Origin of the sequence: Nocardia sp. NPDC004860 (assembly GCF_040609015.1) — a bacterium.
Lineage (GTDB): Bacteria > Actinomycetota > Actinomycetes > Mycobacteriales > Mycobacteriaceae > Nocardia.
Genome location: NZ_JBEXJI010000040.1, coordinates 15,694 through 35,865, shown reverse-complemented (window position 1 = coordinate 35,865; position 20,172 = coordinate 15,694). Strand labels below are relative to the sequence as shown.

At 69.3% G+C, this 20,172-nt stretch carries 15 protein-coding genes and 1 pseudogene; 9 read left to right on the top strand and 7 right to left on the bottom strand.

Features of this window, described 5'->3' with window-relative positions; translation table 11 throughout:
* Positions 1-10: 10 nt before the first annotated feature.
* The 3 genes from ABZV44_RS41400 to ABZV44_RS41390 form a co-directional block, all read right to left on the bottom strand.
* Positions 11-1,126 (bottom strand): enoyl-CoA hydratase/isomerase family protein, encoded by a 1,116-nt coding sequence (locus ABZV44_RS41400; RefSeq protein ID WP_354849468.1) that lies wholly within the window; start codon positions 1,124-1,126, stop codon positions 11-13.
* 71 nt (positions 1,127-1,197) lie between these two features.
* Entirely contained in the window at positions 1,198-2,337 is a 1,140-nt protein-coding gene (locus ABZV44_RS41395; protein WP_354849465.1) for an acyl-CoA dehydrogenase family protein, read from the bottom strand.
* Positions 2,338-2,341: 4 nt separating this feature from the next.
* Positions 2,342-3,841, bottom strand: a complete 1,500-nt coding sequence (locus ABZV44_RS41390; RefSeq protein ID WP_354849462.1) for a CoA-acylating methylmalonate-semialdehyde dehydrogenase — start codon at positions 3,839-3,841, stop codon at positions 2,342-2,344.
* A gap of 127 nt (positions 3,842-3,968) precedes the next feature.
* Between ABZV44_RS41390 and icmF the strand changes: the two genes are divergently transcribed.
* From icmF to ABZV44_RS41375, 3 genes are all read left to right on the top strand, one after another.
* Complete coding sequence (gene icmF, locus ABZV44_RS41385) at positions 3,969-7,241, top strand: fused isobutyryl-CoA mutase/GTPase IcmF (RefSeq protein ID WP_354849459.1); 3,273 nt, start codon at positions 3,969-3,971, stop codon at positions 7,239-7,241.
* Positions 7,242-7,456: 215 nt separating this feature from the next.
* Positions 7,457-8,533 carry an amidohydrolase family protein gene (locus ABZV44_RS41380; RefSeq protein ID WP_354849457.1) on the top strand — a complete coding sequence of 359 codons (1,077 nt, stop codon included), beginning with the start codon at positions 7,457-7,459 and terminating at the stop codon, positions 8,531-8,533.
* A gap of 70 nt (positions 8,534-8,603) precedes the next feature.
* Positions 8,604-9,590: a methyltransferase gene (locus ABZV44_RS41375; RefSeq protein WP_354849454.1), complete on the top strand. Its 987-nt coding sequence runs from the start codon at positions 8,604-8,606 to the stop codon at positions 9,588-9,590.
* Between the two features lie 3 nt (positions 9,591-9,593).
* Here ABZV44_RS41375 and ABZV44_RS41370 read toward each other — a convergent pair whose 3' ends face one another.
* The gene (locus tag ABZV44_RS41370) at positions 9,594-10,271 is read right to left on the bottom strand and encodes a TetR/AcrR family transcriptional regulator (RefSeq protein ID WP_354849451.1); all 678 of its coding nucleotides are present in this window, start codon (positions 10,269-10,271) and stop codon (positions 9,594-9,596) included.
* A gap of 104 nt (positions 10,272-10,375) precedes the next feature.
* Here ABZV44_RS41370 and ABZV44_RS41365 point away from each other — a divergent pair, with 104 nt between their 5' ends.
* The 4 genes and pseudogenes from ABZV44_RS41365 (at position 10,376) to ABZV44_RS41350 (ending at position 14,479) form a co-directional block, all read left to right on the top strand.
* Entirely contained in the window at positions 10,376-11,212 is an 837-nt protein-coding gene (locus ABZV44_RS41365; protein ID WP_354849449.1) for an SDR family NAD(P)-dependent oxidoreductase, read from the top strand.
* 23 nt (positions 11,213-11,235) lie between these two features.
* Positions 11,236-12,159, top strand: coding sequence for a ferritin-like domain-containing protein (locus tag ABZV44_RS41360; protein WP_354849446.1), 924 nt, complete (start codon positions 11,236-11,238; stop codon positions 12,157-12,159).
* A gap of 563 nt (positions 12,160-12,722) precedes the next feature.
* Positions 12,723-12,938, top strand: a pseudogene (locus tag ABZV44_RS41355) (4-hydroxyacetophenone monooxygenase); the annotation flags it as partial.
* Between the two features lie 5 nt (positions 12,939-12,943).
* Positions 12,944-14,479, top strand: a complete 1,536-nt coding sequence (locus ABZV44_RS41350; RefSeq protein ID WP_354849444.1) for an NAD(P)/FAD-dependent oxidoreductase — start codon at positions 12,944-12,946, stop codon at positions 14,477-14,479.
* A gap of 131 nt (positions 14,480-14,610) precedes the next feature.
* Here ABZV44_RS41350 and ABZV44_RS41345 read toward each other — a convergent pair whose 3' ends face one another.
* Positions 14,611-15,381, bottom strand: coding sequence for an SWIM zinc finger family protein (locus ABZV44_RS41345; protein ID WP_354849441.1), 771 nt, complete (start codon positions 15,379-15,381; stop codon positions 14,611-14,613).
* Positions 15,378-18,203: a DEAD/DEAH box helicase gene (locus ABZV44_RS41340; RefSeq protein ID WP_354849438.1), complete on the bottom strand. Its 2,826-nt coding sequence runs from the start codon at positions 18,201-18,203 to the stop codon at positions 15,378-15,380. The genes ABZV44_RS41345 and ABZV44_RS41340 overlap by 4 nt, the downstream gene beginning before the upstream one ends.
* Before the next feature lie 229 nt (positions 18,204-18,432).
* Between ABZV44_RS41340 and ABZV44_RS41335 the strand changes: the two genes are divergently transcribed.
* Together ABZV44_RS41335 and ABZV44_RS41330 are read left to right on the top strand one after the other, a co-directional pair.
* Positions 18,433-18,795 carry a hypothetical protein gene (locus ABZV44_RS41335; RefSeq protein WP_354849435.1) on the top strand — a complete coding sequence of 121 codons (363 nt, stop codon included), beginning with the start codon at positions 18,433-18,435 and terminating at the stop codon, positions 18,793-18,795.
* A 115-nt stretch (positions 18,796-18,910) separates the two neighbouring features.
* Entirely contained in the window at positions 18,911-19,573 is a 663-nt protein-coding gene (locus ABZV44_RS41330) for an HNH endonuclease family protein (protein WP_354849574.1), read from the top strand.
* Here ABZV44_RS41330 and ABZV44_RS41325 read toward each other — a convergent pair.
* Positions 19,514-20,104 carry a TetR/AcrR family transcriptional regulator gene (locus ABZV44_RS41325; RefSeq protein WP_354849432.1) on the bottom strand — a complete coding sequence of 197 codons (591 nt, stop codon included), beginning with the start codon at positions 20,102-20,104 and terminating at the stop codon, positions 19,514-19,516. The two genes, ABZV44_RS41330 and ABZV44_RS41325, sit on opposite strands and share 60 nt — an antisense overlap.
* Between the last annotated feature and the right edge of the window lie 68 nt (positions 20,105-20,172).

Here is a 20,172-nt window from a genome sequence, read left to right as displayed (position 1 = left end):
CTTCAATGCTCTATTCGCCTGAAACGGGTGCGGCCAAACCCAATTCGCGATCGCCGAGCGCGCCGAAGTAGGCGTCGACGTCGGCGTCGGTGACGTCCGCCAGGGTGGCGGGCGACCACTGCGGGTTGCGGTCCTTGTCGATGACCTGGGCGCGGATGCCCTCCACCAGGTCGTGGGTGTTCAGGGCGGCGACGGAGACCCGGTACTCCTGGTTCAGCGCCGTCTCGAGGTCGGCGGCCCGGCGCGCATCGCGCAGCGAGCGCAGCGTGACCTTCAGCGCCACAGGCGATTTCGACAGCACGTCGGCGGCGGCCTTGGCGGCCTCGGCCCGGCCGTCGAGCTGCAGCCGGTGCACGATCTCCTCGACGGTGTCCGCGCTGTAGCAGGAGTCGATCCACTCCTGCTGTGCCACGAACTCCGAGACCGGTGCGGGCTGCGCGAACTTGGCGATGGCCACGTCGACCTCGGCGGTGGTCAGCGCCTCCAGCAGCGCCGGAATGTGTTCCGACGGAACGAAATAGTCGGCGAACCCGGCCGCGATGGCGTCGCCGGCGGACATGCGCGCGGTGGTGAGCGCGACATGGGTGCCGATCTCGCCGGGTGCGTGCGCCAGCAGGTAGGTGCCGCCGACGTCCGGGATGAAGCCGATGCCGGTCTCGGGCATCCCGACCATGGACCGCTCGGTCACGATGCGGTGCGAGGCGTGCCCGGACAGGCCGACGCCGCCGCCCATGACGATGCCGTCCATGACCGCGACATACGGCTTCGGGTAGCGGCCGATGAGGGCATTGAGGATGTACTCGTCGCGCCAGAACGTGCCGCTCGGGGAATCCGCGGCCACCGCGGGCGAATCACCCTGGGCCACAGCGTGCTCGGCGTCGTTGTGGATGGCGACGATGTCGCCGCCCGCGCACAGCCCGCGCTCGCCCGCGCCGGTGAGCACCACCGCGCGCACCTCGTCGTCGTCCGCCCAGGACCGCAGCGCGTCCAGGATGGTCAGCGCCATCGGGTGATTGAGCGCATTGATGGCGCGGGGCCGGTTGAGCGTGATCAGGCCGAGGCCGTCGCGCTGCTCGATCAACACCTCGGGTTCGCGCACCGTGCTCTTCGATGCCTCAGCGCTCATGCTGTTTCCTTTCTGGCGCGAACGGGGGTCCTCCGTGGTTACGCAGGCTGCCGCCTCCGGACCCTGACCGTTCACGCCGCCCCTACCACCGAGCGGGCGACGACCACCCGCATGATTTCGTTCGTGCCCTCGAGAATCTGATGCACCCGCAGGTCGCGGACGATCTTCTCGATGCCGTATTCGGCCAGGTAACCGTAGCCACCGTGGAGTTGCAGGGCCTTGTTGGCCACCTCGAACCCGGCGTCGGTGGCGAACCGCTTGGCCATGGCGCACAGCTCCACCTTGTCGGGGGCGTCGGCGTCCAGCGCGGCCGCAGCCCGCCACAGCAGGGTGCGGGCGGCCTCCAGCGAGGTGCGCATGTCGGCCAGCTCGAACTGCAGGGCGGTGTTGTCCAGCAGTCGCGAGCCGAACGCCTTGCGCTGGGCCAGATAGGCGACGGTCCGATCGAGCGCGGCCTGCGCCCCGCCCATCGAGCAGGCGGCGATGTTCAACCGTCCGCCATTGAGCCCGTTCATGGCGATGCGGAAGCCGTTGCCCTCCTCGCCCAGCAGGTTGGCCGCCGGGATCCGGGCATTGTCGAGAATCACCTGCCGGGTGGGCTGCGCGTTCCAGCCCATCTTCTTCTCGTTGGCCCCGAAGGACAGCCCGGGCGTATCGGCCGGGACGATGAAGGCCGAGATCCCGCGCGCCCCTTCGCTTCCGGTGCGCGCCATGATGACGTACACGTCGGTGCTGCCCGCGCCGGAGATGAACTGCTTGACGCCGGTGAGCAGGTAGTCGTCGCCGTCACGGACGGCCTTGGTGCTCAGCGCCGCCGCGTCGGAGCCGACGCCCGGCTCGGTCAGCGCGTAGGAGGCCAGCAGGTCCATGGAGCTCAGCCCCGGCAGCCACCGATTGCGTTGCGCCGCATTGCCGTAGGTGTCGATCATCCACGTGGCCATATTGTGGATGGAGATGTAGGCGGCCACGGCCGGGCAGCCGGTGGCCAGCTGCTCGAAGATGCGCACGGCGTCCAGCCGCCGCAGCTCCGAGCCGCCCACGTCCTCGCGCACGTAGATGCCGCCCAGGCCGAGCGAGCCCGCCTTGCGCAGCACGTCCACCGGGAAGTGCTTGCGTTCATCCCATTCCAGGGCATTGGGCGCGAGCAGCTCGTCGGCGAAGGAGCGGGCGGTCTCGACGATCGCCTTCTCGTCCTCGTCAAGTACGAACATCAGGTCAGTCCATGGTCGGGATGACGAAGGCGTTGGACTCCTTGAGTCCCGCGGGCCAGCGCTGCGTCACCGTCTTGGTCTTGGTGTAGAAGCGGATCGAGTCCGGGCCGTGCTGGTTGAGGTCGCCGAAGCCGGAGCGCTTCCAGCCGCCGAAGGTGTGGTACGCGATCGGCACCGGGATCGGCACATTGATGCCGACCATGCCGACCTGGACGCGGGCGGCGAAATCGCGGGCGGTGTCGCCGTCGCGGGTGAAAATGGCGACGCCATTGCCGTATTCGTGCTCGTTGGGCAGGCGCAGCGCCTCTTCGTAGTCCTTGGCGCGAACCAGGGCCAGCACCGGCCCGAAGATCTCCTCCTTGTAGATCCGCATCTCCGGGGTGACGCGGTCGAACAGCGAAGCGCCCGCGAAGAATCCGTCCTCGCCGCCCTCGACGACCAGGCCGCGTCCGTCGATCACCAGTTCCGCGCCCTCGTCGACGCCGATCTGGACGTAGTTGTTCACCCGGTCCACGCCGTCGCGGCCGACCAGCGGGCCGAAGTCCGCGCCCGGGTCGTCGGAGACGCCGACATTGAGCTTGTTGATGCGCTCGATGAGCTTGGCGCGCAGGCGATCCGCGGTCTCCTCGCCCACCGGCACGGCGACCGAGATGGCCATGCAGCGCTCACCCGCGGAGCCGTAGCCCGCGCCGATGAGCTGGTCGGCCACATCGTCGAGGTCGGCGTCCGGCATCACGATGGCGTGGTTCTTGGCGCCGCCGAAGCACTGGGCGCGCTTGCCGTTGGCGGAGGCGGTCTCGTAGATGTACTGCGCGATCGGGGTGGAGCCGACGAAGCCGACGGCCTTGATGCGCTCGTCGTGCAGCAGCGTGTCGACGGCTTCCTTGTCGCCGTTGACCACATTGAAGATGCCCGCGGGCAGTCCGGCCTCGAGGAACAGCTCGGCCAGCCGCAGCGGCACCGAGGGGTCGCGCTCGGAGGGCTTGAGCACGAAGGCATTACCGCAGGCCAGCGCCGGTCCGGCCTTCCACAGCGGGATCATGGCCGGGAAGTTGAACGGGGTGATGCCCGCGACCACGCCCAGCGGCTGCCGCATGGAGTACACGTCGATGCCGGTGCCGGCGCTCTCGGTGTACTCGCCCTTGAGCAGGTGCGGGATGCCGACGGCGAATTCGATGACCTCGAGGCCACGCTGGATGTCGCCCTTGGCGTCGGCGATGGTCTTGCCGTGCTCGCTGGAGAGCAGTGCGGCCAGCGAATCCATCTCGTCCTGCACCAGGGTCAGGAACTTCATCAGGATCCGGGCGCGCTTCTGCGGGTTCATGGCGGCCCAGGCCGGCTGTGCGGCGGCGGCATTCGCGATGACCGCCTCGACCTCACTCTTGCTCGCCAGCGGCACCCGTGCCTGAACCTGGCCGGTGCTGGGGTTGAACACATCGCCGAAGTTGCCCGAAGTTCCCGGGACGTGCTTTCCGCCGATGAAGTGAGTCAGTTCGCGAACCATGCCAGTCCTGTCTCGATGCTTGCGCGCCGATTGCGCGGTCTGTGGCGATCCTATAGTTGGACATCCAAGTATTGGCTGTGGGATAATTCACAGCACCCAGAGAGCCTCCGAGAGTTGGAGCAACCGCATGCCCGATCTGCATGTCCCGGTTCATCCAGTGCGGTTCGTGACCGCAGCGGCGCTGTTCGACGGCCATGACGCGGCCATCAACATCATGCGAAGAATCCTGCAGGCCCAGGGAGCCGAGGTGATTCATCTGGGGCACAACCGGGCCGTACGCGACGTCGTGGACGCGGCCGTCACCGAGGACGTGCAGGGCGTCGCGGTCAGCTCGTATCAGGGCGGGCACATCGAGTACTTCGAGTACCTGGCGCAGGCCTTGAAAGAGGCCGGGGCCGAGCACGTGAAGATCTTCGGCGGGGGCGGCGGGGTGATCATTCCCGAGGAGATCGCGCGGCTGGCCGACTCGGGGGTGACCATCTTCTCACCGGAGGACGGGCAGCGGCTCGGGCTGCCGGGGATGATCAATCGCCTGATTTCGGACTGCGACGTGGATCTTTCACATACGCCCGCGTCGGTGGAGGCGGTGCTGAGCGGGGATCGGGCGGCGCTGGCGCGGACCATCACCTGCCTGCAGCAGGGGACGCTGCCGGAGGCGGACCGAGCGGCGCTGACGGCCGCGGCGGCCGTGCGGCACGTGCCCGTGCTGGGCATCACCGGCACCGGCGGATCCGGAAAGTCCTCTCTCACAGACGAACTCGTGCGGCGGCTGCGCACCGATCAGCAGGACAAGCTGCGGGTCGCGGTGCTGGCGGTGGACCCGACCCGGCGGCGCGGCGGGGGCGCGCTGCTGGGCGACCGGATCCGGATGAACGCCCTCGACGGCGAACGGGTCTACTTCCGGTCGCTGGCCACCCGGGGCGAGCGGGAACTGCCGCACGATATCGACACCATGGTGATCGCCTGCAAGGCAGCGGGATTCGATCTGGTGATCCTGGAGACGCCCGGCATCGGCCAGGGTGACGCCGCCATCGCCGAGCACGTGGACGTGTCGCTGTACGTGATGACGCCGGAGTTCGGCGCGGCCTCCCAGCTCGAGAAGATCGACATGCTCGATTACGCGGATGTGGTGGCCATCAACAAGTTCGAGCGGCGCGGGGCCGAGGACGCGCTGCGCGATGTGTCGCGGCAGCTGGTGCGGAATCGGGAGGAGTTCCACGCCACGCCCGAGGACATGCCGGTCTTCGGCACCAGCGCGGCGACCTTCAACGATGACGGGGTGACGGCGCTCTACCAGCACCTGAGCGGATTGCTCGCCGAGCAGGGGTTGCCTCTGCAGGAAGGCGTGCTGCCGCGGGTGGCCACCCGCACCTCCACCCGCTTCGCCCAGATCATTCCGCCCGCCCGCGTGCGCTATCTGGCCGAAATCGCAGAAGCCGTGCGGGATTACCATGCCGGCACCGCGCGCGAGATGGAAGCCGCGCGGCGTGTCCAGCGCCTGGAGCAGGTACTCGCCGAGCTGCCGGGCGACGGCGCACTCCCGGCCCCGGCGACCGCGGCCACCAGCGATGCCGTCGCGTCCGATGCCGCCGGAGAGGTGCTGCGCGGGCTGCTCGCGCAGGCTCTCGCCGGCCGGACGCCGGAAACCGCTGCGCTGCTGGCGGAATGGCCAGCGGTCGCGGAATCGTACCGCGGCGACGAACAGGTGGTGCGGGTCCGCGATCGGGAGCTGCGGACAGCGCTGCGCCGGGAGACGTTGTCCGGCAGCTCGATTCCCCGGGTGGCGCTCCCCCGCTTCACCGATCACGGTGAGCTGCTGCGATTCCTGCGCTCGGAAAACCTGCCGGGCCGCTTCCCGTTCACCGCCGGGGTGTTCCCGTTCAAACGCGACAACGAGGATCCGGCGCGCATGTTCGCGGGCGAGGGCGATGCCTTCCGAACCAACCGCCGGTTCAAGGTGCTCTCCGAACACGCCGAGGCCAAACGGCTTTCGACCGCCTTCGACTCGGTCACGCTGTACGGGCACGACCCGGCCGAGCGGCCGGACATCTACGGCAAGGTCGGCACCTCCGGGGTGTCCATCGCCACCCTCGACGATATGAAGGCGCTCTACGACGGCTTCGACCTCGACGCGCCTACGACCTCGGTGTCCATGACCATCAACGGTCCCGCGCCGACGATTCTGGCCTACTTCCTCAATGCCGCCATCGATCAGGCGGTGGCGGAGTTCGCGGCCGAGCAGGGCCGCGAGCCCACCCCCGACGAGGCGGCCGGCCTGCGCGCCCGCACCCTGGCCACGGTGCGCGGCACCGTGCAGGCCGACATCCTCAAGGAGGACCAGGGTCAGAACACCTGCATCTTCTCCACCGAGTTCAGCCTGCGCATGATGGCCGACATCCAGGAGTGGTTCGTGCGCAACGGCGTTCGCAACTTCTACTCGGTGTCCATCTCCGGCTATCACATCGCCGAGGCCGGGGCGAACCCGATCAGCCAGCTGGCCTTCACGCTGGCCAACGGCTTCACCTATGTGGAGGCGTATCTCGCGCGGGGCATGGACATCGACGACTTCGCGCCCAACCTGTCGTTCTTCTTCTCCAATGGCATGGACGCCGAGTACTCGGTGATCGGCCGGGTGGCGCGGCGCATCTGGGCCATCGCCATGCGCGACCGGTACGGGGCCAACGAGCGGTCACAGAAGCTGAAGTACCACGTGCAGACCTCCGGGCGGTCACTGCACGCACAGGAGATGAGCTTCAACGACATTCGCACCACACTGCAGGCGCTCATCGCGGTGTACGACAACTGCAACAGCCTGCACACCAATGCCTACGACGAGGCGGTCACCACGCCGACCGAGGAATCGGTGCGCCGGGCGCTGGCCATCCAGCTCATCATCAACCGGGAGTGGGGGCTCGCGATGAACGAGAACCCGCTGCAGGGCAGCTTCATCATCGACGAGCTGACCGATCTGGTGGAGGAGGCGGTGCTGCGCGAGTTCGAGCGGATCAGCGAGCGCGGCGGGGTGCTCGGGGCCATGGAGACCGGCTATCAGCGCGGGCGGATCCAGGACGAGTCCATGCTCTACGAGCGGCGCAAGCACGACGGCAGCCTGCCCATCATCGGGGTCAATACCTTCCGCAATGGGCACGAGGAAGCGCCTCGGGTGCTGGAACTGGCCCGTGGCACCGAGGCCGAAAAGCAGTCTCAGCTGCAACGAGTCCGCGAATTCACCGATCGGCACCGGGATGCGGCGCCCGCGGCGCTGGCCCGGCTCGCGGCCGCCGCGGCGAGCGACGAGAACGTTTTCGAGGTGCTGATGGAGGCCGCGCGGGTGTGCACACTCCAGCAGGTCACGGACACCTTCTTCACAGTGGGCGGTCAGTATCGGCGCAATGTCTGAGCACCGTCCCGCTGGTGACACTCGACCTCCGCCTGGCGAAGGCCGCGGCGGCCCTCGGCGCGCACACCATCGTTCCGACGACATGACCGGGGGACGACAGCGGGCCGGAACGCGGCAGGTGGTTTCAGTGTCTGATTTCCGGGTCTGATTTCCGGAGCGCGGACGCATCGGCGTGGAACAATCCGGGGCAGGCCGACCCAGGCGGAAGGGACCTCATGGACCTCGCGGGAATGACTGTCGTGGACGCCCACATTCACCAGTGGGATCCGCTCACCACGCCACGTGAGTTCAGCGGGCTGGCGAAGCTGTTCCGCTATGTGCCGGTACCGATCGATCTGGCGAAACGGCTGGCGCCGCGGCGCGACCGCGAATTCGTCGGGGATCCAACACCTGTCATCCATCCGTACCTGCCGCGTGACTATCAGGAAGACGCCGGGGACGTTCCGGTCGAGGCCATCGTGCACATCGAGGTGGAGTGGGTCGGCAAGGGCCCGCTCGGGCCCGCCGACGAAACCCGGTGGGTGAGCAGCCTGCCCTTCGGCGTGGACACCCCCGCGCTCGGGGCGATCATGGGCGCGGGCGACCCCACCGCCGCCGAGTTCGCCGAACTGCTCGACGCGCACCGGGCCGCCTCGCCGCTGTTCCGGGGCATTCGCGCCCGCGTCGAATACCACCCGGACCCGGACGTGCGCGCGACCTGCAAGACCCCCGGCCTGCTCACTTCTCCTGCCTTCCTGGACGGCTTCGGCGCGCTCGCCGACCGCGAGCTCGCGTTCGAGGCGTGGGTGTACTCGGGACAGCTGCCCGAGGTGGCCGCGCTGGCCGAGCGCTATCCCGGCACCACCATCGTGCTCAACCATCTCGCCACGCCCGCAGGTATTTTCGGGCCGGTCGGGCGGAACACCGGGCGCAATCCCGGGCAGCGGCGCGAGTTGTTCGTGCGCTGGCGCGACGACCTCACCGCTCTCGCCCAGCACGCCAATGTGGTGGCCAAGGTGAGCGGCCTGATGATGCCGATCCTCGGGCATCCGGTGCCGCGGCGGGGTCAGCCGACCCCGGTTCCGGTGCTGCTGGAACGGATTTCGCCGATGCTGGAGCACGCGCTCGACGCGTTCGGTGCCGATCGGCTCATCTGGGGCTCGAACTTCCCGGTGGACAAGCCGATTACGACCATCCCGAATGCCGCGGAGGCGGTGGCCACCGCGCTGGCCGGGCACGGGGCCGACGACAAGGCCATCGAGCAGATCTTCCGCCGCAATGCCGAACGGGTGTACGGGATCGACGTGCTCTGAGCCCACTCCCCGGGACGGATTTGCCGCGTCCGCCTTTGCCGCAGGGTCGCTGTGGCTATCGTGATGCGCCATGGAACGGATCCTGCGGATCGGAATGGGTTTCTGGGAGTCCCGGACCTTGCTCAGCGCAGTCGAACTCGGCGTGTTCACGGTGCTCGGGCATCGGCAACTGACCGCGGAACAGCTACAGCGCGAACTGGGCCTGCATCCGCGGGCCGCCCGCGACTTCTTCGACGCGCTGGTGGCCATGGAGATGCTGCGGCGCACCGACGATCGGTACGCCAATACCGCCGACACCGCCACCTACCTGGACAGCACCGGCAGCGAGTACATCGGCGGCTTCCTGGAGATGGCCGCGGCCCGGCTCTACCCGTTCTGGGGCCGGCTCACCGAGGGCCTGCGCACCGGGCAGCCGCAGAACGAGGCCCGCGACGGCGGCGACTTCTTCACCACGCTCTACCGGGATCCACAGCGGCTCTATGACTTTCAGCGCGCCATGACCGGGCTGTCGCTGCCCGGCGCGCACGCCCTCGCCGAGGTGTTCCCGTGGCATCGCTGGAAGTCGATGGCCGATATCGGCACCGCCCAGGGCGCGCTGCTGCGCACCGTCCTGGAGACCAATCCGCACCTGCACGGCATCGGCTACGACGTGCCGGCAGTCGAGCCGATCTTCACCGAATACAGTGCGCCGGTGGCGGATCGGGCCATCTTCCAGGCCGGCGACTTCTTCACCGATGAGCTGCCCGAGGCCGATGTCCTGGTCTTCGGCCACATCCTGCACAACTGGGACCTGCCCACCAAGCTCATGCTGCTGGAGAAGGCCCACCGCGCCCTCCCCGACGGCGGCGCCATCCTCGTCTACGAGTCGCTCATCGACGACGACCGCCGCACCAACCTCTCCGGTCTGCTGATGAGCCTCAACATGCTCATCGAGACCCCCGGCGGCTTCGACTACACCGCCGCCGACCTGCGAACCTGGCTGGCCGACACCGGTTTCCGCGACCCCCTGACCGAGCACCTCGCCGGGCCGGAGTCCATGGTCTGGGCGGTGAAGTAGCCGCTAACCGGGCAAAGAGAGGTACGGCGCGCCGAGCAGATCGGCAGTGCGGCTGACATGGTCGACGATGCGGGTGGCGTCGGCGTCGATGGCGCCCGTGCGCCAGGCGGTCAGGAGTTCGATGAAGCCGCCGATGCCCATGAGAACGCCCATGCGCAGGTCGGATTCGTCGACACCGGGCCGCAGGTAGGGGCGGGCGGTGGCGATCAGCAGGTCGGTGGCCTCGGTGAGCATGGCGGTGCGGCGCTCCTCGAGGATGCGGCTGCCGGCATGGTCGCCGAAAAGGATGCGCGCCGGGCCCTCCGACTGCAGGGCGACCGCGCGAGCGATGGCCAGGCGCAGAATGCCCAGCGCCGGATGCTCGAGGTTCTCGGCGACCACGGCCGAGAGTTCCGTCAGCACCTGGAATCCGACCTCGTCCCAGACCGCGCCCAGCAGTTGGTCGCGATCGGCGAAGTGCTCGTAGAAGTAGCGGTCATTGAGGCCCGCGCGGGTGCACACGCCGCGCATGGTCACTGCGGCCCAGCCGTTTTCGAGCCAGATGTCCAGCGCCGCCGCGATCAGCCGCTCGCGGCGCTCGGCGCGGCGTTCCTCCTGGGTGCGGCCGCCCCAGGTGCCGCCGCGCCGGGTCGGCGCGGGCCCCGGGGACACGTCGGCGGCTGCCGGTGCGGGCACGTCCATAGTTGACAAAATAGCGCACCGGGAGCCTAATTGGTGGCAGGTGCGGCCAATGGTGGCACACGCCACCACTTGACTGCCCGGACGGCACGGCCCCGGGAGTTCCCATGCGACTCAACCCCTTCGGCGGACCCCGCCGCACTCAGCAGGCGGACGCGGTGGTGACCGGCGCGGGCAGCGGCATCGGCCGCGCCTTCGCGATCGAGATCGGCAAGCGCGGCGGGCGGGTGGTCTGCTCCGACATCGACGCCGGGCGCGCCCGCGACACCGCCGAAATGATCGGCGACACCGGGGGAAAGGCCTTCGACACCGTCTGCGACGTGCGCAGCCTGGACCAGGTGACCGTGCTGGCGAACACCGCCGAGGAATGGTTCGGCAAGAGCCCGGATCTGGTGGTCAACAATGCCGGTATCGGGCGCGGCGGCACACTCATCGGCGACACCCCGCCCGCGGAATGGCATCAGGTGCTCGACGTCAATCTGTGGGGCGTCATCCACGGCTGCCACGTCTTCGCGCCCCGGCTGCGCACGAGCGGACACGGCTCGATCGTGAACGTGGCCTCCGCGGCCGCCTTCGGGTCCGCGCCGCGCATGGGCGCCTACAACGTGAGCAAGGCCGGGGTGCTGGCGCTGTCGGAAACGCTGGCCGCGGAACTGTCCGGCACCGGCGTCACCGTCACCGTGCTGTGTCCCACCGGGGTGCGGACCAACATTCTGGAAGGCGTGGAGATCGGCGACGAGACCATCCAGCTCTGGGGCGACCGCCTCATCCGCTGGACCGGCCGCCCGCCCGCGTCCATCGCCCGCGCCACCCTCGACGCGGTGGATCACGGTCAGCTGTACGTGGTCCCGCAGCTCGAGGCCAAGGCGATCTGGCAGTCCAAGCGACTGCTGCCCGAGACCTACACCCGCGCCGCCGGATTGCTGGAGCGGCTGGTGCGGTAGCCACAGCGGCAAGGAGTTGAACAATGGCGTTCGCGTATTCCGACATGCTCGGTGTCGTCCAGGATCGGCAGTGGGCGCTGGCCGATCTCGACTGGGACGCACCGGGAGCCGAGCTCATCACCGATGAGCAGCGACCCGCGCTCGCGGCCTTCATGGCCGATCTGGTGTGGATCGAGCACGTCGGCGCCCGCGGGTTCGCGGCGCTCACGCTGCGCGCCCCCGACGGGCCGCTCAAGGAGATCTACCGGTACTTCCACGCCGAGGAGCAGAAGCACGCCAATGCCGAACTGGCCCTGATGCGGCGCTGGGGCATGCTCGACAGGGGCGCGATGCCGCTGCCCAACAAGAACATCCGGCTCGTCATCGAATGGCTGGACCGGTACGGGGACGATCTGTCCCTGCCCGTGCTCGGCACCGTGATCCCCTCGCTGGAGTGTGCGCTGGACGGGGCACTGGTGAAGTTCCTGCTCGACGAGGTGCGGGATCCACTGTGCCACGAGGTGTTCCGGCACATCAACAGCGACGAGTCCCGGCATCTGGCGGTGGGGTTCCAAGTGCTCGAGCAGCTCGGCGCGGGACCGCTGCGACGAATCGCCATCGAGACCGTGGGTTTCGCGCTGCGGCCCACCTTCCTGCTCGGCGCGCTGCTGTACACGCCGCTGCTGTCCCGCATGTCCGCCAACATCATGGCGATGGGGCTGGACGAGGAGAAGCTCTGGAATGCCGTGCGGCGCTATGAGAAAGCCGGTGACCGCAGCCCGGACATCAAGCGCATGCCGCTCTACCACGTGGTCCGCCTGCACGGCATGGCCACCATCAACCACTGGCAGCCGATCCAGGGCATCAACGACGCCCTGAACAAGGCCATCGACCACTTCCCCGTGCGCGTCCTGCGCCACACCCCCTCCTGGTCCAAGGCCCTGACCTCCGAGCCGGTGGCGAAATGACCGCCCCGATCCGCCGGAGCGACCCGGGCAGAGCCCGCGACGCCTACACCGGGCCCACGATTCACTGCACCCACTGGCGTGACCAGCACGAGCTGGATCGCCTGCACGTCGCGGTCATCGGCAGCGGCGCCGCACTGGCCCGGATAGTGCCGCCGATCGTCGCCCAGGCGCGCAGGGTAACCGTGTTCCAGCATGATCCGATCTGGATTCTGCCCACCCCACCCGTTTCCGGAGCCGGAATTCTGCTGCGCCAGTTGCCCGCCGATGCATTGGGACTGCTGCCCAGCGACTCCGCGCCGCCGTTGCCCGGAGATCCGGCTCGCCAGGAAGAGCGCAGGGCCGGCCGCCAGGGAGACAGCACCGTGCCGGCCGGCAGGGGTGCAGAGGAACGCAGTTCAACACGAGCGCCGCGCGAAGGCGGTCCACCGCATCCCGGAGCCGGGGAGGTTGCCCGTGGAGCTCCGAGACCCGTCCTGAGCGCGCTGGGCGCCCAAGGGCTGGGTGCCTCAGGGCTGGGCGTCCTGCGCTGGTGCGCTCAGCAGGCGCTGCGGCGGGCGGCCGCGGCGAATCTGCGGGCGCAGGTGGAGGATTCGTGGGAGCGGCGGCAGCTGACGCCGGATCGGCCCGCCGCGGTGCGGGTACACAGTCGCTACTACCGGGCCCTGCGGCAGCGGAACTGCCGGCTCATCAGCTGGCCCATCGCCCGGCTCGCGCCGCTCGGGATTCGCACCGTGGACGGGGTCGAGCATCGGGTGGACTGCATCATCTACGCGGAGGGCGCATCGTGACAAAGACCGTCGTGGACCACGAGATCGTCATTGTCGGCGCGGGATTCTCGGGAATCGGGACCGCGATCGCGCTGCGCAAGGCCGGTTTCGACGATTTCGTCATGATCGACGAAGCCGACGGGGTGGGCGGCACCTGGCACTGGAACACCTATCCCGGTATCGCCGTGGACATTCCGTCGTTCAGCTACCAGTACTCGTTCGAGAAGCAGCGCTCCTGGTCGCGGGTGTACGCGCCCGGACGCGAGTTGAAGGCGTACGCCGAGCACTGCGTCGAGAAATACGGGCTGCGGCCACGGATCAGGTTCGGCACCACCATCGCCCGCGCCGACTTCGACGACGCACTGCACCTGTGGCGGGTGCGCACCACCGACGGCGACGAGCTCACCTGCCGCTTCCTGATCGGCGCGACCGGGGTGCTGACCCGGCCCAAACTGCCCGATATCCCCGGCGCGGAACGGTTCCGGGGCGAGACCATGCACACCGCGCGCTGGGATCACGGGATCGATCTGCGTGGCAAGCGGGTCGGCATCATCGGCACCGGCGCCTCGGCCATCCAGATCATTCCCGAGATCGCCCCGGAGGTGTCGGAACTCGTCGTCTTCCAGCGCACTCCGATCTGGTGCCTGCCCCGGCCGGACGCGCCCGTGCCGCCACCGGTGCGCGCGCTGATGCGGCTGCCCGGCGGGCAGTTCCTCACCCGCTGGCTCAGCCAGGCGTTCGTGGAGCTGACCTTCCCGCTCTCGGCGCATTACTACAAGGTGCTGCCCATGGTGAAGCTCGGCGAGCGCACCGGGCTGGCCCACCTGCGCGACCAGGTGCAGGACCCGGTCGTCCGGGAGCAGCTCACGCCGAAATACGCGCTGGGCTGCAAGCGCCCGTCGTTCTCCAACGACTACCTGAAGACCTTCAACCGCGAGAACGTCACGCTGGAAACCGATCCCATCACCGAGATCACCGCCACCGGACTGCGCACCACCGACCGCCACCACCAGGTCGACGTGCTCATCATGGCCACCGGCTTCAAGGTCATGGAGTCCGGCAATATGCCCACCTTCGACCTGCACGGCAGCGGCGGCCTGCGCCTCGAGGACTGGTGGGACACCCACCGCCTGCAGGCCTACGAGGGGGTCAGTGTGCCCGGCTTCCCCAACTTCTTCACCATCATCGGCCCCTACGGCTACAACGGCGCGTCCTACTTCACCCTCATCGAGATGCAGACCACCCACATTCTGCGCCTGCTCCGCAATGCCCGCCGCCGCGCCGCGACCCGCATCGAGGTCACCCCCGAGGCCAACGAGCGCTACTTCCAGGAAATGCTCGCCCGCCGCGGCACCCAGGTCTTCTGGCAGGACAGCTGCACCCTGGCCAACTCCTACTACTTCGACAAGAACGGCGACGTCCCGCTGCGCGCCATGAGCACTCCCGAAGCCGCCTGGCGCGCAGCCCATTTCGACCTGCGCGACTACCACTTCGAATCCCAGGGCGAACGCCGCAGGACGGGCCGGCCCGCCGCCCGCGCCGCCACGGCCTGACCGTCAGCGCTGCGGCGGCGGGGGTCACGGCCGACGTGCACCCGCACGCACTCCCAGCGTTCCGGAAGCGGCTGGGCCACTGTGGGATTCGAGTTGTCCGCAGCTACTGAAACAGGCCGCGAATCAGGCGATCAGGTGTCGAGGGCACGGTACAGGGCGCGGAGTTCGCGGAGACCGGCGGCGACGGACTGCTCGTCCTCGGCCGTCATGCGCAGGGCCTGGCGGAGCAGGACGGCGTCGAGATCGTCCGGGGCCGGACGGAATTCGGGCTTCGGGAGGGCGGGGAGCGCGGTGGCGTCGCCGTAGAGATCGGTGGACTCGGCGGGCGGATCGGCGCGCTGGACACTGCCGATGAGGGCGTCGAGTTCGACGCCGCGCAGGGTGAGCAGTTCGCCCGGGCGCTCGTCGAGGCGTTCGGCGATGACGTAGCAGACGGCGGCGGTGTGCTTGCAGGGCCAGCCGGAATCGGGGCAGCTGCACGAGAAGTCGAGCTCCGACACCGTGGTGGGGAGCAGCAGTGGGCCGAGGGCCTGGGGCAGGGTGCCCGCGGCGATCTCGCCCAGCATGCCGGGGGTGGCGCGGACCAGGTCCACCAGCTCGTCGAGGCGGTCGTCGCGCAACTGCCGCAGGGTCAGCACCGAGATGAACGGGCGGGGCTGGCTGCCCTGCACCTCCGCGCTCACCAGGCCGGGCTCCAGGCGGTAGTTCACCACCTGACCGGTGCGGGCGTAGGAACGGCCGCGGGCCAGGCGACCGGCGTCCGCCACGCCCTCGACCGCCTCCAGGAACGAACGGCCCCACCAGGTCCGGGCGAACGCGGTGCCGCGGCGGCTGCGCGGCTGCACCCCGCCGCGCACCGGGCGGCGTTTGCCGTACTCGCTGAAGTCGATGACATTGCTCATTCGCCGACCGCCTCCGATCCCAGGGCGAACAGTTCCCGCAATTCCTCGTCGCCGAGTTCGGTGATCCAGTTCTCGCCGGTGCCCACGGTGAGGTCGGCGAGCTGACTCTTGCCCTTCAGCATGTCGTCGACGCGCTCCTCGATGGTGTCGACGCAGACCAGCTTGCGCACCTGGACATCACGGCGCTGGCCGATGCGGAAGGCGCGGTCGGTGGCCTGGTTCTCCACCGCCGGATTCCACCAGCGGTCCAGGTGCACCACGTGATTGGCGGCGGTCAGGTTGAGGCCGGTGCCGCCCGCCTTGAGCGACAGCAGCATGAGCGGCGCGCCGTCCTCCTCCTGGAAGCGGGTGACCATGTCGTCGCGGCGCTGCTTGCTCACCCCGCCGTGCAGGAACGGCACCTCCGCCCCGAAACGCTCGGACAGGAAGGGCGCCAGCAGGTTTCCGAACTCCGCGAACTGAGTGAACAGCAGCGCCCGCTCCCCGTCGGCGATCGCCGACTCCAGAATGTCCTCCACCAGCGCCAGCTTCCCCGACCGATGATGCCCCCGGCGCAGCAGCGCCGACCCGTCGCCGAGGAAATGCGCGGGATGGTTGCACACCTGCTTGAGCCGGGTCAGCGCGGCCAGCACCGCGCCCTTGCGCTCCATGCCCTCGGCCGCCTTCAGCTTGGCCGACATATCGTCCAGCACGGCCTGATACAGCGCTGCCTGCTCCACGGTCAGGTTGGCCCGCACCGTCATCTCGATCTTCTCCGGCAGATCCGAGATCACCGCAGGATCGGTCTTGACCCGACGCAGCACGAACGGCGAGGTGATCGCGCGCAGACGGGTGACGGCGTTCTCGTCGTGCTCGCGCTCGATCGGCACCGCGAAGCGGGCATGGAACTCGGAGGCCTTGCCCAGCAGCTTGGGATTGGCGAAATCCAGGATCGAGCGCAGCTCCTCGAGCCGGTTCTCCACCGGGGTTCCGGTGAGCGCCAGGCGGTGCCGGGCCGGCACCAGCCGTGCCGCGCGCGCCTGCCGGGTGCCCGCGTTCTTGATGTGCTGCGCCTCGTCCAGTACGACCCGCTGCCAGTCCTGGCGCTTCAGGTCCTCGACATCCCGGGCCAGCAGCGCGTAGGTGGTGACCACCAGATCCGAATCAGCCACCGCCGCAGCCAATTCCGCGCCCGAGCGCCGGCCGGCGCCGTGGTGCACCAGCACCCGGAGATCCGGGGCGAAGCGTTCGGCCTCCCGCTGCCAGTTGCCCACCACCGACATCGGGCACACCAGCAGGGTAGGCCCGAGGGCCTCCGATTCGCTTGCGGCCGCGGCTGTTTCACGCTCGTGCACCAGCAGCGCCAGTACCTGTACGGTCTTGCCGAGACCCATGTCGTCGGCGAGGATCGCCCCGCATCCGAGCCGGCTCATGGCCGCCAGCCAGGTCAGGCCGCGCTGCTGATACGGCCGCAGCTGGGCCTTCAGCCCGACCGGATCCGGGACGGGCTCGACCGACCGCTCACCGTCGAAAAGCTCCGCGGCCCAGCCGGTTGCGGTGACCTCCTCCAGCGGCACCCCGATCACCGGATGCGCGGACAGCTCGGCGAACAGGCCGCCGACGGTGGTCTCGGTCTCGTCGGTGCGGCCCGAGACGTAGTCGGCGGCGGCGGCCAGCATACGGTGATCGGCCTGCACCCATTCCCCGCGCAGCCGCACCAGATCCGATTTCGCGTCGATCAGCCGCGACATCTCGGCGGGCGTCAGCACGGTGTCGCCCAGGGCCAGCTCCCAGCGGAAGGACACCAAACCCTTGAGCCCGACGGCGGTTTCGGTGGCGGCCGGGCTCTGCACCCGCAGTTTCATGGCGGGCGCGGCCACCCGCCAGGCCCGCGGCAGCATGAGCCGCACCCCGGCCGACCGCAGCGCGTTCGCCCCGTGCGCGACCAGATCCATCACCACCTCGGTGGGCAGGAACAGATCCATGCTGCGGGCATCGCCGGGCAGATCGCGCAGGCGCGGATAGGCCTGCTTGGCGGCCGCCAGCTTCTCCCCCGCAATCCGCATGAGCTGCGGATCCCCCGGCAGCAGCACCGGTTGCGGCGCCTCCCCTTCCTCGCGCAGGCAGACCTCGAGCCGCCACAGTTCGCCCGGTTCCTCGCCGTCCGGTTCCAGCAGCCGCAGCACCAGCTCCGGCTCGTCGGCGGTGAGACTGGTCCGCCAGTCGTCCAGCACCGAGGCCACCCGATGCGATCCGGTCTCCAGCGGCGTCGCCTCGGCCAGCGCGGTCAGCAGCGGATGCGACCCCGATTCCCGATCCGGCCGCTCCGGAATGTGCAGGCGCACGAGAGGATCGGCCAACTCGCCGACGAGGTTCTCCAGCACCTCGGCGGGCCGCCCGGCCACCTGCAACGCACCCGGCATGGCCACCGCGAGCTCCGCCAGCCAGGCCCGCTGCCGCTGCCCGCCCACCAGCCGCCACCGTACCCACCACTCCCCGTCGTCCCGCCGCACCTCCGGCACCACCCGCCCCGCCCGCACCCACCGCTGCACCCCGCGCGCCACATGCCCGAGAAACCGCAGATCCCCGGCCACCGCCCCCGCCGGTAGTTCCTGCGACAGCACCCGGGCAGCCGTCTCCGGTGCCAGCGCATGCGCCCGCACCCGCGTCTGCTCCGGCCCGTACTCCCCCCTCACCAGCACCTGCGCCCGATGCCGCCACTTCGCCCCGCGCACGATCGACCCGAGCGGCTCCGGCAATCCCTCCGCATCCCCGGCCGTGTCCTCGCCCGGGTCGTGCCACAGCACCAACCCGGACCCCGGCGACCACAGCCCGTGCAACATCCGCCCATCCAATCAGTCACCCCCGACAAGCCGGCCGGCCCCTCTTTATTTCTGATCGGATACGGAACATACTGGATAAATCCGCAGGTCACCGCACGCGTCGGTGTCCGCTGTGTCCGCTGCACTACATTGTCGTGCCCGGACGGCAGCCGCGCGGGGCGCACCCGACAATCCACCGCGACTCAATCCGGAGCCGTGGCACTTTCGAGACCGTAGGGAGGCCGTGACGATGACGATTCTGCTCCAAGTGCTCGAGCAGAGCTTCACCCCCACGACACAGTGGGAACGGCGGAAATTCACCTTCGTGGACACGAGCAAGATCGTGGGGATGCGCCTGGACGGGCAGTCCGGGGTGTGGCTGGATCTGTCCCGGCCCGGCGAGTCGCAGCGCCTCGCCCGCACCGCGGACCCGCGCGACTCCATCACGTTCCTGCTCACCGTTTTCGCCAAGATCGCCGAATGCGAGGAGCGGGGCGGCTCGTGGGTCATCGGCCACGATGGCGCGCGTGTGGATTCCATTGCGGCAACCCGCTTTCCGCCGCAGCTCTCCGAAACCGCCGCGGACGACATCCTCGCGCACGCCTGGCTCTAGTAAGCCCAACGGGAGTGCGAAGTCCGCGTGACGGCACGCACCGATCGGCTGGTGCGGTACACGTATTGCCGTGTGGCTCACGGGCGGAACCTTCCTGCTCCGGCTGCTCGGCGCCGTGGTCGTCCTGCTCGTGGTCCTTGGGTGCGAGTCCCTCGGGCAGGTGACCCCGGCGCCGGGTAGCCCCACCCGCGTCCAGCTCGAACGGCTGCTCGCGGGTATCCGCACGGTGCCCGCCCGGCCGCGTCCGGGCGGTTACGAACGTGGTTGCGGCAGCGGCCAGGGCTGCGTGTTCGGACCGGCGTGGACCGATGATCACGATGGGCCCGGCGGTCACGACGGGTGCGACAGCCGCAATACCGTGCTGGCCAGGCAGCTCACCCGGGTGATCTTCCGGCCCGGGAACGATTGCGTGGTGGTGGCCGGGTCGCTCGACGATCCCTATACCGGGCAGCGCATCGCCTTCGATCGGGGCGCGGCCATGTCCGTGCAGATCGATCACGTGTATCCGCTGGCGGCCGCCTGGGATCTGGGCGCGGCCGGATGGCCGCTGCCGCGGCGCGTGCGCTTCGCCAACGATGTCGACTACAACCTGCTCGCGGTGGACGGAAAGACCAACGAGGACAAGGGCGATCGCACGCCCGGCGACTGGCTGCCGCCCGCTCGCGCGAACCGCTGCTTCTACGCGGGTAAGTATCTGATGGCCGCGAACCGGTACGGGCTACCGGTCACCGCCGCCGACCGGGACGCCCTGGCGCGGGTCGCCCGCGGCTGCCCATAGCGTGGCGAAGTGCCGGTAGGCCTGATCGGCGGTGAGTTCCTGGCGCGGATCCATGACCGATTCGAGCAATCCGTATAGACCCCAGGACAGAAATGTGACGGCCACGCCCGCCGCGACGGGGTCCGGCCCGAGCCGCGGGCCCAGGTGCTCGGTCAGCAGTTCGGCGTACATCTGCCGGATCGACCGCAGCACAATGGTGTTCGCCCGCTGCCGGACCAGTGGCCGGTACACGTCCGGATGCGCCGCGACCAGCTTGAACAGGATCTCGACGGGGGCCAGCGGCGGCGGCTCTCCCGGATAGCAGGCCAGCTGCGCCGAAATCTCGCCCCGCACATGCTCGATACAGCTGACCAGCAGCAGATCGTCCTTGTCGCGGTAGTGCGCGTAGAAGGTGGAGCGGCCGACATCGGCGCGATCGATGATGTCCTGCACCGTGATCCGGGCATAGGGCCGGTCCAGCATGAGCTCGATGAGCGCCCGGTGCAGCGCCGTGCGGGTGCGGCGGACGCGGCGGTCGGCCTCCGGCCTCATGGTCCCGGCCTCCGGGGCCGTTCCCGGACGGATTCCGTCCGACTGTCCGGAATCGTACACATCCCCAG

Bases quoted from the DNA above. Each gene is read 5' to 3' on its own strand.
- ABZV44_RS41400 (WP_354849468.1), bottom strand. From the start codon at position 1,126: ATGAGCGCTGAGGCATCGAAGAGCACGGTGCGCGAACCCGAGGTGTTG.
- ABZV44_RS41395 (WP_354849465.1), bottom strand. From the start codon at position 2,337: ATGTTCGTACTTGACGAGGACGAGAAGGCGATCGTCGAGACCGCCCGC.
- ABZV44_RS41390 (WP_354849462.1), bottom strand. From the start codon at position 3,841: ATGGTTCGCGAACTGACTCACTTCATCGGCGGAAAGCACGTCCCGGGA.
- icmF (WP_354849459.1), top strand. From the start codon at position 3,969: ATGCCCGATCTGCATGTCCCGGTTCATCCAGTGCGGTTCGTGACCGCA.
- ABZV44_RS41380 (WP_354849457.1), top strand. From the start codon at position 7,457: ATGGACCTCGCGGGAATGACTGTCGTGGACGCCCACATTCACCAGTGG.
- ABZV44_RS41375 (WP_354849454.1), top strand. From the start codon at position 8,604: ATGGAACGGATCCTGCGGATCGGAATGGGTTTCTGGGAGTCCCGGACC.
- ABZV44_RS41370 (WP_354849451.1), bottom strand. From the start codon at position 10,271: ATGGACGTGCCCGCACCGGCAGCCGCCGACGTGTCCCCGGGGCCCGCG.
- ABZV44_RS41365 (WP_354849449.1), top strand. From the start codon at position 10,376: ATGCGACTCAACCCCTTCGGCGGACCCCGCCGCACTCAGCAGGCGGAC.
- ABZV44_RS41360 (WP_354849446.1), top strand. From the start codon at position 11,236: ATGGCGTTCGCGTATTCCGACATGCTCGGTGTCGTCCAGGATCGGCAG.
- ABZV44_RS41345 (WP_354849441.1), bottom strand. From the start codon at position 15,381: ATGAGCAATGTCATCGACTTCAGCGAGTACGGCAAACGCCGCCCGGTG.
- ABZV44_RS41340 (WP_354849438.1), bottom strand. From the start codon at position 18,203: ATGTTGCACGGGCTGTGGTCGCCGGGGTCCGGGTTGGTGCTGTGGCAC.
- ABZV44_RS41335 (WP_354849435.1), top strand. From the start codon at position 18,433: ATGACGATTCTGCTCCAAGTGCTCGAGCAGAGCTTCACCCCCACGACA.
- ABZV44_RS41325 (WP_354849432.1), bottom strand. From the start codon at position 20,104: ATGAGGCCGGAGGCCGACCGCCGCGTCCGCCGCACCCGCACGGCGCTG.